Source organism: Pseudomonas sp. B6002 (assembly GCF_013385985.1).
GTDB lineage: Bacteria > Pseudomonadota > Gammaproteobacteria > Pseudomonadales > Pseudomonadaceae > Aquipseudomonas.
Window position 1 is genome coordinate 670,828 of sequence record NZ_JACAOY010000006.1, and the last position, 12,367, is coordinate 683,194.

The 12,367-nt window shown below is 58.0% G+C and carries 16 protein-coding genes; 9 read left to right on the forward strand and 7 right to left on the reverse strand.

Features of this window, described 5'->3' with window-relative positions:
- Positions 1-10 precede the first annotated feature (10 nt).
- Entirely contained in the window at positions 11-859 is an 849-nt protein-coding gene (locus HX792_RS10300) for a dioxygenase (protein ID WP_176995978.1), read from the forward strand.
- Here HX792_RS10300 and HX792_RS10305 read toward each other — a convergent pair.
- Entirely contained in the window at positions 832-1,704 is an 873-nt protein-coding gene (locus tag HX792_RS10305; protein WP_176995979.1) for a LysR substrate-binding domain-containing protein, read from the reverse strand. The two genes, HX792_RS10300 and HX792_RS10305, sit on opposite strands and share 28 nt — an antisense overlap.
- Before the next feature lie 63 nt (positions 1,705-1,767).
- Positions 1,768-2,271 carry a lipocalin-like domain-containing protein gene (locus HX792_RS10310; protein ID WP_176995980.1) on the reverse strand — a complete coding sequence of 168 codons (504 nt, stop codon included), beginning with the start codon at positions 2,269-2,271 and terminating at the stop codon, positions 1,768-1,770.
- A gap of 250 nt (positions 2,272-2,521) precedes the next feature.
- Here HX792_RS10310 and HX792_RS10315 point away from each other — a divergent pair, with 250 nt between their 5' ends.
- Positions 2,522-3,013, forward strand: coding sequence for a helix-turn-helix domain-containing protein (locus HX792_RS10315; protein WP_176995981.1), 492 nt, complete (start codon positions 2,522-2,524; stop codon positions 3,011-3,013).
- Here HX792_RS10315 and HX792_RS10320 read toward each other — a convergent pair.
- Complete coding sequence (locus tag HX792_RS10320; protein WP_218172605.1) at positions 3,010-3,900, reverse strand: LysR family transcriptional regulator; 891 nt, start codon at positions 3,898-3,900, stop codon at positions 3,010-3,012. The genes HX792_RS10315 and HX792_RS10320 overlap by 4 nt on opposite strands.
- A 117-nt stretch (positions 3,901-4,017) precedes the next feature.
- Here HX792_RS10320 and HX792_RS10325 point away from each other — a divergent pair, with 117 nt between their 5' ends.
- The gene (locus tag HX792_RS10325) at positions 4,018-4,410 is read left to right on the forward strand and encodes a tautomerase family protein (protein ID WP_176995982.1); all 393 of its coding nucleotides are present in this window, start codon (positions 4,018-4,020) and stop codon (positions 4,408-4,410) included.
- Between the two features lie 48 nt (positions 4,411-4,458).
- Here HX792_RS10325 and HX792_RS10330 read toward each other — a convergent pair whose 3' ends face one another.
- The 3 genes from HX792_RS10330 to HX792_RS10340 are packed head-to-tail and all read right to left on the reverse strand — an operon-like array spanning position 4,459 to position 6,987.
- A complete protein-coding gene (locus tag HX792_RS10330; protein WP_176995983.1) occupies positions 4,459-5,064 on the reverse strand; it encodes a cysteine hydrolase family protein in 606 nt (201 codons plus the stop codon).
- Positions 5,065-5,077: 13 nt separating this feature from the next.
- Positions 5,078-6,073 (reverse strand): aldo/keto reductase, encoded by a 996-nt coding sequence (locus HX792_RS10335; protein ID WP_176995984.1) that lies wholly within the window; start codon positions 6,071-6,073, stop codon positions 5,078-5,080.
- Positions 6,074-6,102: 29 nt separating this feature from the next.
- Positions 6,103-6,987, reverse strand: a complete 885-nt coding sequence (locus HX792_RS10340) for a fumarylacetoacetate hydrolase family protein (RefSeq protein ID WP_176995985.1) — start codon at positions 6,985-6,987, stop codon at positions 6,103-6,105.
- 237 nt (positions 6,988-7,224) lie between these two features.
- Between HX792_RS10340 and HX792_RS10345 the strand changes: the two genes are divergently transcribed.
- The 5 genes from HX792_RS10345 (at position 7,225) to HX792_RS10365 (ending at position 9,920) form a co-directional block, all read left to right on the forward strand.
- Complete coding sequence (locus HX792_RS10345; protein ID WP_176995986.1) at positions 7,225-7,740, forward strand: hypothetical protein; 516 nt, start codon at positions 7,225-7,227, stop codon at positions 7,738-7,740.
- A gap of 335 nt (positions 7,741-8,075) precedes the next feature.
- The gene (locus tag HX792_RS10350; RefSeq protein ID WP_176995987.1) at positions 8,076-8,462 is read left to right on the forward strand and encodes a hypothetical protein; all 387 of its coding nucleotides are present in this window, start codon (positions 8,076-8,078) and stop codon (positions 8,460-8,462) included.
- 108 nt (positions 8,463-8,570) lie between these two features.
- Positions 8,571-9,053 carry a hypothetical protein gene (locus HX792_RS10355; RefSeq protein WP_176995988.1) on the forward strand — a complete coding sequence of 161 codons (483 nt, stop codon included), beginning with the start codon at positions 8,571-8,573 and terminating at the stop codon, positions 9,051-9,053.
- A gap of 142 nt (positions 9,054-9,195) precedes the next feature.
- Positions 9,196-9,432, forward strand: a complete 237-nt coding sequence (locus tag HX792_RS10360) for a hypothetical protein (protein WP_176995989.1) — start codon at positions 9,196-9,198, stop codon at positions 9,430-9,432.
- Positions 9,433-9,473: 41 nt separating this feature from the next.
- On the forward strand, positions 9,474-9,920 hold the full coding sequence (locus tag HX792_RS10365) for a hypothetical protein (RefSeq protein ID WP_176995990.1): 447 nt from the start codon (positions 9,474-9,476) through the stop codon (positions 9,918-9,920).
- A gap of 646 nt (positions 9,921-10,566) precedes the next feature.
- Here the strand turns inward: HX792_RS10365 and HX792_RS10370 are convergent.
- Positions 10,567-10,953, reverse strand: coding sequence for a nuclear transport factor 2 family protein (locus tag HX792_RS10370; RefSeq protein ID WP_176995991.1), 387 nt, complete (start codon positions 10,951-10,953; stop codon positions 10,567-10,569).
- Positions 10,954-11,383: 430 nt separating this feature from the next.
- On the opposite strand from HX792_RS10370, the gene HX792_RS10375 reads away from it, so the two are divergent.
- On the forward strand, positions 11,384-12,349 hold the full coding sequence (locus HX792_RS10375; protein ID WP_176995992.1) for a GlxA family transcriptional regulator: 966 nt from the start codon (positions 11,384-11,386) through the stop codon (positions 12,347-12,349).
- Positions 12,350-12,367 lie beyond the last annotated feature (18 nt).

The window sequence follows — 12,367 nt, forward strand, 5'->3', positions numbered from 1 at the left end:
CACGCACACCATGTCATCGATCACCCGACAAGCCCTCAAGAGCTTCGAAAACGCGCCCAACCCGCGTTTCAAACAGGTCATGCAAAGCCTGGTGCGCCACCTGCACGCGTTTGCCGACGAGGTGGAACTGACCGAGGAGGAATGGTGGGAGGGCATTCGCTTCCTGACCGATACCGGCCATATGTGCGATGGGTTTATCCGCCAGGAATTCATCCTGCTGTCGGACACCCTGGGGCTGTCGATGCTGGTGGATGAGATCAACCATCGCCAAGTCGCCAACGGCACCGAAACCACGGTGTTCGGGCCGTTCTATATCGACGGCATGCCGGACCGCGCCTTTGGTGAAAACATGGCATTCACCCCGGGCGACGCCACGCTGATCCACGGGCGTGTGCTGGATACTCACGGTCAACCCGTGGCCGATGTGGTGCTGGATGTTTGGCAGACCGCCAGCAATGGCATGTATTCCGGTCAGGATGTCGATCAACCCACCGGCAACCTGCGCGGCCGCTACCGCACCGACGCCAACGGCAATTTCGCGATTCGTACCATTTTGCCGGTGTGCTACCCGGTGCCGACCGACGGGCCGGTGGGGCGCATGCTCGACGCCGCCCAGCGCCTGGCCTGGCGGCCGGGGCATGTGCATTTCGTGCTGGAACGTCCGGGTTACACCCGGCTGGTCACGCACCTGTTTACCGAGGGCGACCCGTACCTGGGCTCGGACGCGGTGTTTGGGGTCAAGCAGTCATTGCAAGTGGTCTATGAGGACCGTGCTGAGCAAGATGAGTTGTCTGCTCAGGTCGGGATGCCGTTGCCGTTCAAGCGGGCGTATTACGAGTTTGTGCTGGAGAGCGAGTGAAGCGTCTGCATCAGCACGTCTTTCAGGCACGTCGCCGCCGGGGTCAAGGCGCGCCCGGCTGAGCTGAGGAACACATGCACGGAGGGCAGCGCCGGCAAGGCTTGGGTGGCACTGATGGCTTCCAGGCCCTGGGGCGCACTCATCTGCGTGCGCAGGGTGATGCCCAGGCCGGCATTGACCGCCGCCCACAAGCCGGAGACGTTGGCGGTGGTAAACGCGATTTCCCAGGGGATCCCCGCTTCATCCAGCGCATTGATCGCCGCCGTGCGGAAGAAACACGGCGCTTCCAGCACCGCCAGTTGCACCGGTTCGCCGGCCTTCAACTGGTCGCCGGGGCGGCCGATCCACGCCATCGGCACGGTGGACAACACCTGGGCTTCCACGCTGACCTTGCCACTGAGCAACACACTCAGGTCAAGCTGGCCCTTTTCCAGGCGCTCGATCAGCGCGACGTTGCGGTCTACCGTGGCTTCGATGCGGATGTTCGGGTAGCAGCATTTGAACTGCTGCAACGCCAGTGGCAGCCAGGTGTGGACCAGGTCTCCGGAAAAGCCGAAACGCACCACGCCTTTGACTTTGATGCCGCTGATCACGGTGACGGCCTCGTCGTTCAGGTCAATCATGCGCCGGGCGTAGGCCAGCAATATTTCTCCGGCCTCGGTGAGCACACGTCCGCGACCTTGCTTGCGAAACAGCGGTTGGCCGATGCGGTGCTCCAGCTTCTGGATCTGCTGGCTGACGGCCGACTGGGAGCGCCCGACCTTATCGGCCGCACGGTTCATGGCCCCCAGTTGCTGGGCGGCGATCAAGGTGCGTAGCACGTCCAGGTCCAGATCGATGGGCATGGGGTTCCTGCCTGTGAGTGAGTGGGTGGAACCGCCGAATCCTTGGCGGTGACTGGCGTTGGCTCAGTGGGTGCGCACGTAGGCGATCTCGCCGTACACGCCCGGGCCACCAATCGTGGGGTGCGGGACGGTGAACGTGGCGTGCTCGGCATCGACGGTGTAGGGCCAGGTCAGGTTGGCGCCTTCCCAGTTGGCATAGGTGGCGTGCTCCACGTGCAGGGTGAGGGTGTGGTCCTTCTCGTTGACGGTGTAGGTGCCGAAGTGGCATTGGGTGCCCACGACTGTTGCGCGGTACTCCTCGGGGGTGCCTTTGCTCTTGTCATTGGCGGCGAACCTGGGGCGCACTTTGCTCATGATCTGCAGCGAGTAATGACCGGTGGCGTCGAAATTCAGCGTGCCTTGCGGGTCATCGCCGTACAGATGAATGCGGGTGCCGTCGGGGTTGATGTTGTCCGAGGCGGTGAGGGTCCAGGTGCCTTGCAGGGGAACGGCGGCGTAGGCGGGCAGCGTCAGTGCCAGCGGCACCAGGCACGTCAGGGCGCGAATCAGGGTTTTGCCAAGCATCATGTTTTTCTCCAGCCTTTGGGCGAATGCGAGCGCCGAGCCTAGCAACGGCGCTTTCACCGCACTAACGGATAGTGTGAACGTGAGACTGTTGAAAAACTGAAGCCTTGGTGAACAGTGAACCTGTGGCGAGGGGTAAACGGGGGGCGTCATAATGCGTTTTCCAAAGCATTCAGAGGCGCATAACCCGTTCGGGGTGCCCGTCTGCGTTATGCTATGATAATCATAGTTACTTTTCAGAGGCAACGTCCGTATGTCGTTGAAGAAGAAACTTGCGCCTGAAACCCTGTGCCCGGTCTCCCGCGCGGAGGAGATCGTGGGCAGCAGTTGGACGGTGCTGGTGCTGCGCGAATTGTTCATGGGCAACCATCGGTTCGACGAAATCCAGGTACAAAGCGGCGGCACGCCGCAAATGATTGCTGCGCGCCTCAAAGGCCTGGAAGCCGATGGGATGGTGGAGCGCCGGCCATACAGCGAGCGGCCTTTGCGCTACGAATATTTCCTCACGCCAAAAGGCGAGGGGTTCTACTCGGTGGTACTGGCGTTGCGCGCCTGGGGCGAAACCTGGTGCAAGTCCCCGGGCGAGGACAGGGCGGTAAATTACATCCACGTGCCCTGCGGCCAGCCAGCAGGCTTGGGCCCGTTGTGTGAGCATTGCGGTGAGCCACTGCGCCGGGGCGAACTGGCGGGTGAGCTGAGCGAGGGGTATGCCCTGGAACGCCAGTTGCGTCGTGAGGGCGCCTAACCGAGGCCGTCGGTGATGGCCTGGATCAGCAACTGATTGGCCAGTCGCAAGTTGCCCGGGCGTGGCGAGTGCGTGACCCAGATGCCCATCTTGAGCTGGAAGTCCTCGATGCTGACCACCGACAACGCGTGCGCGTACGGGTTGCCGGGCAGCAGCGTCGCCGGGATCAGCCCCAGGCCCAGGCCTGCCGCGACCATGCGCATTTGCATGGCGGCGCCGTGGGTGTCCACTGCGAGCTTGAGTGTGTGCCCGCGCCCGCCCATGGCCGCCTCCAGGGCCGCTCGATAGCCGCAGCCCTTGGGGTTGAGCACCCACTCTTGAGCGGCCAGGTGTTTGATCTGGGTGGCAGCATTCACCAGGGGTTTTGATTGGCTCTGCACCACCAGGATATCGAGGGTGGTCACCCGTTGACCTTCCAGCGCAGCGGGTGGGCGGCTGGACGCCGGCAACATCAGCGTGGCGGCATCCAACTCCCCGGTCAGCATCTGCTGCTCCAGTTCGGAACTCCAGTCGGTGACGATCTGCAATTCAAGGCTCGGCAGTTGCTCGCGCATGTGGGTGACTACGTCAAACATCACGGCGTCCGCGACGATCTGCGTCAGCCCTACGCGAAACCGCCCGCTGGGCATTGCGCTTTCCTGAGGCAGGCTGAGCAAATGCTCGGCGTCGCGCAACAGGCCCACGGCCAATTCGTAGACGCGGTGCCCCATGGCCGTTGGCAAGGGCGGGCGGGTGGTGCGATCGAGCAGCGCTTCGCCCAGGGTCTCTTCCAGGTGCTGGATGCGGCGGGACACGGCGGACTGGGTCAAGCACAGGCTCTGCGCCGCTTTGGTCAGTGAAGCGCTTTCAATCACCGTGACGAAGGCTTTCAGGTCCTGGAATAGCATGCGTATTACTCATCATCTTTTCGAAAATTATGCGCTTGATGAATCATGGCGTCGAGACTAGCGTTATATCACCGGCCACCGACCTGGATTGGCCATTGACCCGTTAAGGATTCCCCCATGCCTTTAGTTCGAATCGACCTGGCTGCCGACACCAGCGCCGAAACCGCAGCCGCCATCGGTGATGTGGTGTATGCCGCAATGACGAGCGTTGCCAACGTGCCGGAGCACGATAAATTCCAGATCATCAACCGCCATGCCAAGGATGAGTTGGTGTATCCGGCGGCCGGGTACTTGGGTATCTCGTACACGCCCAAAATCGTGTTCATCCAGGTTACCTGGAACGCCGGGCGCACCATCGAAGTGAAAAAGGCTTTCTACAAATTCATCGCCGAAGGCATCCACGCCAAGACCGGGCTGCGCAAGGAAGACGTGTGGATCAGCCTGGTGGACGTGAAGCGCGAAGACTGGTCCTTCGGCAACGGCGAGATGCAATACGCGCCCACCGAGTGATCTGAATACGGAAAAAAGGGGCGACTCCTGTGGGAGTCGCCCCTTTTTTTATCCGGCGCTCAGCGCTTGCAAAAACGCGCTGTGCTGCAGGGTCTGGGAAAACATCGGCAAGGTGAACTGCTCGGCGGCGTGCTGTTGTTCGTCGCTGAAGGTGGCGGTGCAGTCGGTGAGGGTGACCACGTCGTAGCCCTTTTCATAACCGGAACGTACGGTGCCTTCGACGCAGCAGTTGGTCAGGAAGCCTGCGACCACCAGGCTCTGGATGCCGTTGTTGCGCAGTACCAGGTCCAGGCCGGTGGTGGCAAAGGCGTCCAGCCCGCGCTTGCCCTCGATCACGATATCCACGGGATCACGGGGCAGGGCGTCGGTGATTTCAGCGCCCCAGGTGCCAGCGAGAAACGCATGGCCGTCCGACACGCCTTTGAGGATCCCGTAAGAGCGCGTGGTGAGCTCCGGGTAGCCTTTGGCAAAGTGGATCGGCATGTGGATGATCGTCACGCCGAGTTTGCGCGCCTGCTCGACGGTGGTCGCGGTATTGGCGAGCATGTTGGAGGACTGCATCACGTCTTTGACAGCGTCATGGAAGACCCCGCCCGGACTGGTGAAGTCGTTCTGGTACTCGATCAAGACAATCGCGGTGTTATGCGGGTGCATGGGAAGGCTCCTGTCAGTGGTTGCCCGGGATGGGGGCGTTGGGGTGGATAAAACCCTGCTCTTTCATGGCCTGCCAGAACGCAGGCGGGATCACGGCATTGACCGCTTGGGTGTCTTCGATAATCCGCGAAGGGCGGCTGGCCCCCGGGATGACGGCGGCCACGAGCGGGTTGGCCAGCGGGAATTGCAAGGCGGCGGCCTTGATGTCCACGTGGTACTGCTGGGCGAGGGCGTGGATCTTTGCCACTTTGTCGAGCATCGCGGCGGACGCAGGCTGGTATTCGAAGTGTTTGCCGCCAACCAGCACGCCTGAGCTGTAAGGCCCACCCGCGACAAATTCGGCGCCCTTGGCCTGGGCCTTGGTGAACAACCGTTGCAGGGGTTGCTCATGGTCGAGCAGCGTGTAACGGCCCGCGAGCAGGAAACCGTCCGGGCACACATCCTCCAGGTCCAGCAACAATTCGCAGGGCTCAACCCGGTTCACACCCAGGCCCCAGGCCTGGATGACGCCTTCCTGTTTGAGCCGGGTCAGGGCTTTGAAAGCGCCTTTGCGGGCGATGTTGAAGTGCTCGATCCACTCATCGCCATGGGTGTCCTGGGCCACGTCGTGCACGAACACGATGTCGAGGCGGTCGGTGCCCAGGCGCTGCAGGCTGCTTTCGATGGAGCGCAGGGTGGCGTCGGCGCTGTAGTCGCTGAGCATCTTGTTGGGGTTGCCCTGGCTGAATGGGCCGGAGCCCGGGTTGGGGTTCACTTCGTCAGAAACCAGGCGACCGACTTTGGTGGCCAGGGTGTAGGAATCGCGTGGATGTTGCGCCAACGCCCGGCCCAAACGGGTCTCGGACAACCCGGCGCCGTAGAGCGGTGCCGTATCAAAGAAGCGAATGCCCTGTTCCCATGCGGCCGCGACGGTTGCCGCGGCTTCCTCTTCGTCGATTGAGCGAAACATGTTGCCCAGGGGCGCGGTGCCAAAACCCAGGGTGCCGATAATCTTGTCTTTCAAGCTCATTGCCGTTTCTCATGTGGTGAAGTGGGTGACTAGTGCTGCGCAATGCGGTTTTCGAGTGTGCCGATTCCCTCGATGGCAATGCGCACGGTGTCGCCGGCCTGCAGGAAGCGCGGCGGGGTGAAACCAATGCCGACGCCAGCAGGCGTGCCGGTGCTGATCACATCGCCCGGCTTGAGCTCGATGCCGGCAGAGAGGCATTCGATCAGCGCGGGAATATCGAAGATCAGGTCCCGGACATTGGCCTGCTGGCGAAGCGTGCCGTTGACCCAGCATTCAATCGTGGCGTCCTGGGGGTTGAATGCGTCGGCGGTGACGACCCAAGGGCCCATGGGGCACAAGCCGTCGAGGGATTTGCCGAGGAACCACTGGCGGTGGTTCTTCTGCAGGTCGCGCGCGGTCATGTCGTTGATGATGGTGTAACCCCATACGTGAGCGTGGGCGTCTTCCCGGGAAATGCCTTTGCCGCCTTTGCCGATGATCACCGCCAACTCCGCTTCATAGTCCAGTTGACGCGTGACCGAGGCGTGCAACGGGATCGTGGCGTGATGGCCGATCACCGACTCCGGGGTCTTGGTGAAGATCACCGGAAACTGCGGGGCAATTTCCCCGTCCTTGGCGCTGTGGTCGAAACCCGATTGGCTAAATTCCGCCGCGTGCTCGTGATAGTTCTTGCCGACGCAAAAGATATTTCGCGTGGGGGAGAGCGGTGCGAGGAGGGTCACGCCTTCCAGCGGCAGGCCGTCGCCGTGTGGGGTGAGCCCTGCCTTCAGGTGATCCCACTGACGGATCAATTGCTCCAGACTGCCGGAAAATGGCACGGCCAGCTCACTCAGTGGCCAATAACGCTGGCCGTCGGCATCGATCAACGCTGGCAAGGCCTTACCGTTGCTGCTCAAGACATTGGTGAATTTCATCGTATGACCTCAACCCCTGTGTCGGGTGATGGAGGACCACCCGAGGTGAGATTCAACATACATGATTAGAAACATCTATTGAGAAAAGTGTTGTTGAAAACTATTAATACGTCGATGAAGCAAAACTGATAGGTGAGAACAGGTCGGCTTGACGGCCGTAAAGCCATTTGAGCAAATGCACACCCGCCGTGGACGCGGTAGTGGTTAAACCTCTCTTTCTCTTGCGGATTCAGCCCCATGACATTGCGCCTGTTGCCAGCCAGCCTGCTGTTCGCCTGCACGCTCACCCACGCCGCCGAAAACCCGGTTCCACAACCGGTGGCAGAGCAGGTTGGGCGCTTGGTCGAATTGCTCAAGGACGGTTTTGCCAGCGGTTATCCCGAGGCCACCCAGGTGCAGGACTTGAACGTGGGCACGGCGGACCAGCTCACCCTGGCCGTCTTCACCGTCGAAGGGTTCGACAAGGGCAACACCTACCGCCAATACATTGCGGCCTTTACACCCGCCGTAACGGAAGACGACCAGGAGCACTACACACTGGTGGACGTGATGCACATCGGCGGCGACGGCTGGCGCGCCGTCGAAACGCTGGACGCCAAATGGGTGAAGGACCCGGCACACAAGCGAGCGCTCATCGACATCCCCGTGATGGAAAACGCTTCGGGGGATTCCCCCAACTTTCCCAGCCAGCCAGGCGTGATTCACCTGGCCCTGATCGGCGATGAATCCAAGCGTTTTGTAGAGAAAGACTGAAGCACCTGAACTACGCTGCACCCAGGCGATCGTATCTCGATCAATGAAACCGGCGACGGGGCACTATGGATAAGCGGCTTGCGGGTCTTTCGTTTTTGCTGACACTGGGATGGGTCAGCGCGGTTGCATTTGTGATGTGGTTTTTTGGCAAGGCATAGGCAGCGGCTGCTACACCGAGTGATGGCACAGTAGTATTTCGCAGCTGAAAAGAGTATTTATTGCCGCTTTGAAAGGCGCCTTGGAGCGTGTTGAGTGCGGCAAAGCAATTTCTTGCGAGGCGGATGCTGCTGCGGTGAGCCATGCAAAGGTTGAGTGAACTCGGTAAATCTCTGCCCATGATCAAAGTCTTGCCGGTGAGTGAGCTTCAAGCGCTATGCGTAGAGGCTGAGAGAAACGGCATCGCGCTGAGTGATTTGGATTCTATCCGTTCAAAGTTCGGCGTCAGCCCCGAGGCGATTTTGAATGAGGTAGCCCTCACCGTCGCGCAAGGCTATGCAACTGGGGCGTTGAGCTATGAATTTTGCGACGACGTCATGAATGGCATCGCAAATGCCATTGTTGATTTAGGAAGGGTAGGTGAGCTACCGCAACCCGCATTTTCGCTTTATCAAGCTTTCGACGAAGGCGAATGGCACCGCAATAGTGATTCGCCAGAAGATGACCCAGGCGAGAAATACACGCGACCGTTGGTACTGGAAATACTGAGTGACCTCGAACGCTAAGCCCGGCTACCCGCTGGGCTTTTTTGAGGGGGCTTTTTGTACCCACTCTCAGCTTCACCTCATGAAGCGCCACCCTTAAAAAATCAAACACTGCGCTATGGAATGAGAATGCCCAGAAAAACCATCTATGCCAAAGAATTCGACATCTGTGTATCGATGTCAGATTTAGTAACCTGGGAAGGTGACCAGGCGACTCCCAGAGCCGATCTGCAGGCGTTATTTAACATCCTTGAAATTCCCGTCAACATTATCGAACTTTACGAGTTGTACTTCGCCCATCTCTACAGTGGCTACGGCGATGTGCATGTTTATCACGCTCGAAATAACGGAGGCAGTATCTTCGCAATCAACTTGTATCGAGAGCTCACAGATCAGCAAGATTTGACAGGTCTATATCTGCGCATTGAAAGCCCGGCTTTTGATCAGGCGCTTACCCATCTCCGGTCATTTTTTGACAGCGCCAGGTGCCAAGTCGCATTTGAGCAGGTAAGCCACTCCACGCGACTGCGCGAAAAGCTTGACGAAAACAGATACCCCCGACGGGTCGAAGAAGATCACGACTATATGCAGCAGCATTTCATTCATCGGTAACGCTAGCCAACCCGACACTGCACATGTCTGATTCAGTGTTGGTTTTTCGTCACTGCGGGTCACCTGTCGATCGCTTCCTTTCGACCTAAAACTGCGATCACCCGGCCAAAGCCGGTCCAAAATGCGCAAAGGACTGTAATCAATGTTTCTGCTTATGATGTTTTTTTCGGTTTGGTGGGAGGATCCAGCTTATATCGTCAACGAAGAAAACTGCACATTTGGACATTATGTTGAGCTGCCGAACGATTACAGGAGTAGTCGACTGATGACGGGGTGTTTTGCAAACATCAAAGAAGATCACAAACCCACTGGTGGGGGGGATGAAAAGACTGTGCGCCCACTGAAAGAGCTCAGGGATATTCCGGTTGATTTACGGTAGCGCACACCCCGTCTTGATGTGAGTCGATGAGATTTATTGCTATGCACCAGAGTGTTGAAAGGGCGTTAAACGTGATCGCGGCGGAAAGTAGCGAGCCCGAATACACTGAAGCGTTCAGCGCTGCCCATGCAGTAGTGGTTGAGTTTGGTGAGGAAAACTTGGCTGATAGGCTTTTTGCCGATATCCCTGACACGATTTCCTTTCGGCAGGTCGCCAGGCTATTCGACTTTCTTGCCTGGCAGACGGAAGACAACGGGTCAGCGATGACTCGCACCGTTGAGCGCTGGCTCGTCGAAGGCACAAGTCTGCGCAAGATTCAGATTGCTCTCAACCTTGAGGTGTACCCGTTTCCGGACGAGCATGAGATGCACCGCGTGCTGTCTGCTGTGGCGGTATCTCACCCTCAGGTCGCTGGTATATGCCAATCGCTAATGAGCTCTCAGAAAACCACATGCGGATTTTGCATTGGCGTTCCTCTGGTTGAGTGAACAGCGTAGCAGTCGGCGAAACGGGGGATTTGAATTGAGTTGGCAGAACGCCAGAGAGGGGAATTGCGGAACAGATCCAGACAGTGTGGAGCACAAAAGATAAGGGCCTGCATGAAGTTCATCATGCAAGCCCTTGATATCTATGGTGCCGAAGCCGGAATCGAACAAGAGGCTAAGATTCTGAAGTATATGAAATATTTATGTAATGTTTTCGCTTTCTACCCCTAAAAATATCCTTATCCACCACGTTTTCGGCGTCCCAGAACCTAGCCCTTTTTGTAGAAGTGATTTTTGTGAGTTTTTATTGAAGGGTTCAAAAAAATGTTTGACAGGAATTTAGCGCAATAATTTTGGATCGCTAAAAATCGCCTACGTCCCCATTCGTGTCGGGTGCGTGAGCGTTTGGTGAACCCGGGGCGAATCACATACAGCGACGTTGGAGCCAGTTCTTAAGCCCAAGAGCCACGTTAGGATCTGGTTCTGCTCTCAATCATTGGGCGCTTTTATCGACGTATCACGACACCACTGCTCAGCGTTTCAAGCTGTAGCCCGGCGCCCTGCTGACAGTCACTAGCGCAGCTCACGCTTGAAGCAAGTGACGTCCTCATCTGGCGGAAAGATTTATCTGGTGCAATCTGCCACTTACTTAGGCATACCGTTGGAAAATCTTCGAGATGATTTTCCACTGACCCTCAATTTTGAGCAGTGAAAGAAAGTCGTGGAAGCTCGCGCCCAAAACGTCATTCTCCATGTCTACGCGCACGACTGCGGCTGTGGGGGCGATAGCCAAAATATCCAGACGACTGCGAGCGTTGGGTGAGGCGCCCAGTGAATTGAAGAAGCTCGCAAATACCGGAACAGCGGGACCTTGAAGCAACTCATCACCGCTGTAGCCCCACATGATCGCATCGGTGTGGAAGGCGTTCTCAATTCCAGCGATATCACCGGAGCGATAGCCGTCTATATAAGCTTGTGCTGCCTGAATCACATTGTCGTACTCAGTGGTAGCGACTGGTTTTATAGGCGAAGTCATATTTAACCCTCGGAAGCTACTTAGCGGAATGTGCAAATTAATGGGCCTCGCAGAGCCACCGACCGTGATCACTACAATGTTTGCTAGAGCGAATGCTCGCTCCCTGGCACAGCGGCAATCGTTCTTACGTAGCCAGGCCGCTCGCAAGTAAGTCTAATCAAGCGCTTACCCTGCAGGGATTGGACCAAGCCATTGGTGATTCGTAGTGCTCTACTTCGCCGAATGGGAACGTGTCGGGACGAGCATTACAACCGTCGCCGATGGTGTTCGTGCCAGCAACTTTACGTATGAGTCTGGGAAACGAAAACGACGTTTTTCCCTCACTTTAGGCCAAGAAATCTAACTCCCAGCGCCATTAAGAACGCCCGGCTTTGCGGCGTTACACTAGGGCTCCCGGCAACCGGGGACTGAACGCTGGAGCTGAACTGCGATGTACCGAATTGGATTTTTTGTCTGCCCGGGTCACGATGCCCTCGATCTTGCTGGGCCATTGTCTGCATTCAATCAAGTGGTGACCGCTGAAGGTTATAAGCCGTATGAGCTTCGCGTCGTATCGCGTTTCGGAGGGCTGGTTAATGGCAATTCAGGCCTTCCGGTCGATACCACTCCGGTCGGTAAGGACGTCTTTGACACCGTGATTTTTGTGGGGGGTGAAGTCGAACCCATGCTGACATCAGAAAATGTCGCTGCAGCAAGGCAACTGATTGTTAACGCCTCGCGAGTCGCAAGCGTGTGCACGGGGGCGTTCTTACTGGCAGAGACCGGCCTGTTGAACGATCGGCGGGCTACGACGCACTGGCACCACACTGCACAACTGCAATCGCGTTATCCCCGCATCAACGTTGAAGGGGACATTATTTTTATAGAGGACGGACACGTCTGGACGTCGGCGGGCATTGCTTCCGGGATCGATCTGGCGCTCGCTATGATTGAGAAAGATAGGGGGGCTAATGTAGCGCGCGATGTCTCCAGGTTGCTGGTCGTTCCCTACCGCCGACCTGGTCGCCAGTCGCAAATTTCCGCGATGTCGCAGATGGAACCAGAGTCAGATCGCATCCGTATTGCGCTGAAATTCGCGAGAGAGCACTTGTCTGAGGCGTTACCTATTGAGCGACTCGCCGATGCGGCGAGATTGAGCCTGCGACAATTCGGACGAGCATTCCGTCGAGAGACGGGAGAAACGCCAGCTAAAGCAGTAGAGCGCTTACGCGTCGAAGCGGCGTGTTTACGTTTGCAGGAAGGCAGTGAGCCGATCGAGCAAGTCGCCCAGGCGGTGGGCTTTACTGACCCCGAACGGATGCGCAGGGCGTTCGTTCGGCTGCATGGGTATTCACCGCAACATGTCCGCCGTGAGAACCGGTTGAGCGCAGAGGGGAGATCGTTCGATGGCCAGTGATGGACAGCAAAGCCCTCG

Excerpts from the sequence above, each read along its gene's own strand:
- HX792_RS10300 (WP_176995978.1), top strand. The coding sequence starts at position 11 with ATGTCATCGATCACCCGACAAGCCCTCAAGAGCTTCGAAAACGCGCCC.
- HX792_RS10305 (WP_176995979.1), bottom strand. The coding sequence starts at position 1,704 with ATGCCCATCGATCTGGACCTGGACGTGCTACGCACCTTGATCGCCGCC.
- HX792_RS10310 (WP_176995980.1), bottom strand. The coding sequence starts at position 2,271 with ATGATGCTTGGCAAAACCCTGATTCGCGCCCTGACGTGCCTGGTGCCG.
- HX792_RS10315 (WP_176995981.1), top strand. The coding sequence starts at position 2,522 with ATGTCGTTGAAGAAGAAACTTGCGCCTGAAACCCTGTGCCCGGTCTCC.
- HX792_RS10320 (WP_218172605.1), bottom strand. The coding sequence starts at position 3,900 with ATGCTATTCCAGGACCTGAAAGCCTTCGTCACGGTGATTGAAAGCGCT.
- HX792_RS10325 (WP_176995982.1), top strand. The coding sequence starts at position 4,018 with ATGCCTTTAGTTCGAATCGACCTGGCTGCCGACACCAGCGCCGAAACC.
- HX792_RS10330 (WP_176995983.1), bottom strand. The coding sequence starts at position 5,064 with ATGCACCCGCATAACACCGCGATTGTCTTGATCGAGTACCAGAACGAC.
- HX792_RS10335 (WP_176995984.1), bottom strand. The coding sequence starts at position 6,073 with ATGAGCTTGAAAGACAAGATTATCGGCACCCTGGGTTTTGGCACCGCG.
- HX792_RS10340 (WP_176995985.1), bottom strand. The coding sequence starts at position 6,987 with ATGAAATTCACCAATGTCTTGAGCAGCAACGGTAAGGCCTTGCCAGCG.
- HX792_RS10345 (WP_176995986.1), top strand. The coding sequence starts at position 7,225 with ATGACATTGCGCCTGTTGCCAGCCAGCCTGCTGTTCGCCTGCACGCTC.
- HX792_RS10350 (WP_176995987.1), top strand. The coding sequence starts at position 8,076 with ATGATCAAAGTCTTGCCGGTGAGTGAGCTTCAAGCGCTATGCGTAGAG.
- HX792_RS10355 (WP_176995988.1), top strand. The coding sequence starts at position 8,571 with ATGCCCAGAAAAACCATCTATGCCAAAGAATTCGACATCTGTGTATCG.
- HX792_RS10360 (WP_176995989.1), top strand. The coding sequence starts at position 9,196 with ATGTTTCTGCTTATGATGTTTTTTTCGGTTTGGTGGGAGGATCCAGCT.
- HX792_RS10365 (WP_176995990.1), top strand. The coding sequence starts at position 9,474 with ATGCACCAGAGTGTTGAAAGGGCGTTAAACGTGATCGCGGCGGAAAGT.
- HX792_RS10370 (WP_176995991.1), bottom strand. The coding sequence starts at position 10,953 with ATGACTTCGCCTATAAAACCAGTCGCTACCACTGAGTACGACAATGTG.
- HX792_RS10375 (WP_176995992.1), top strand. The coding sequence starts at position 11,384 with ATGTACCGAATTGGATTTTTTGTCTGCCCGGGTCACGATGCCCTCGAT.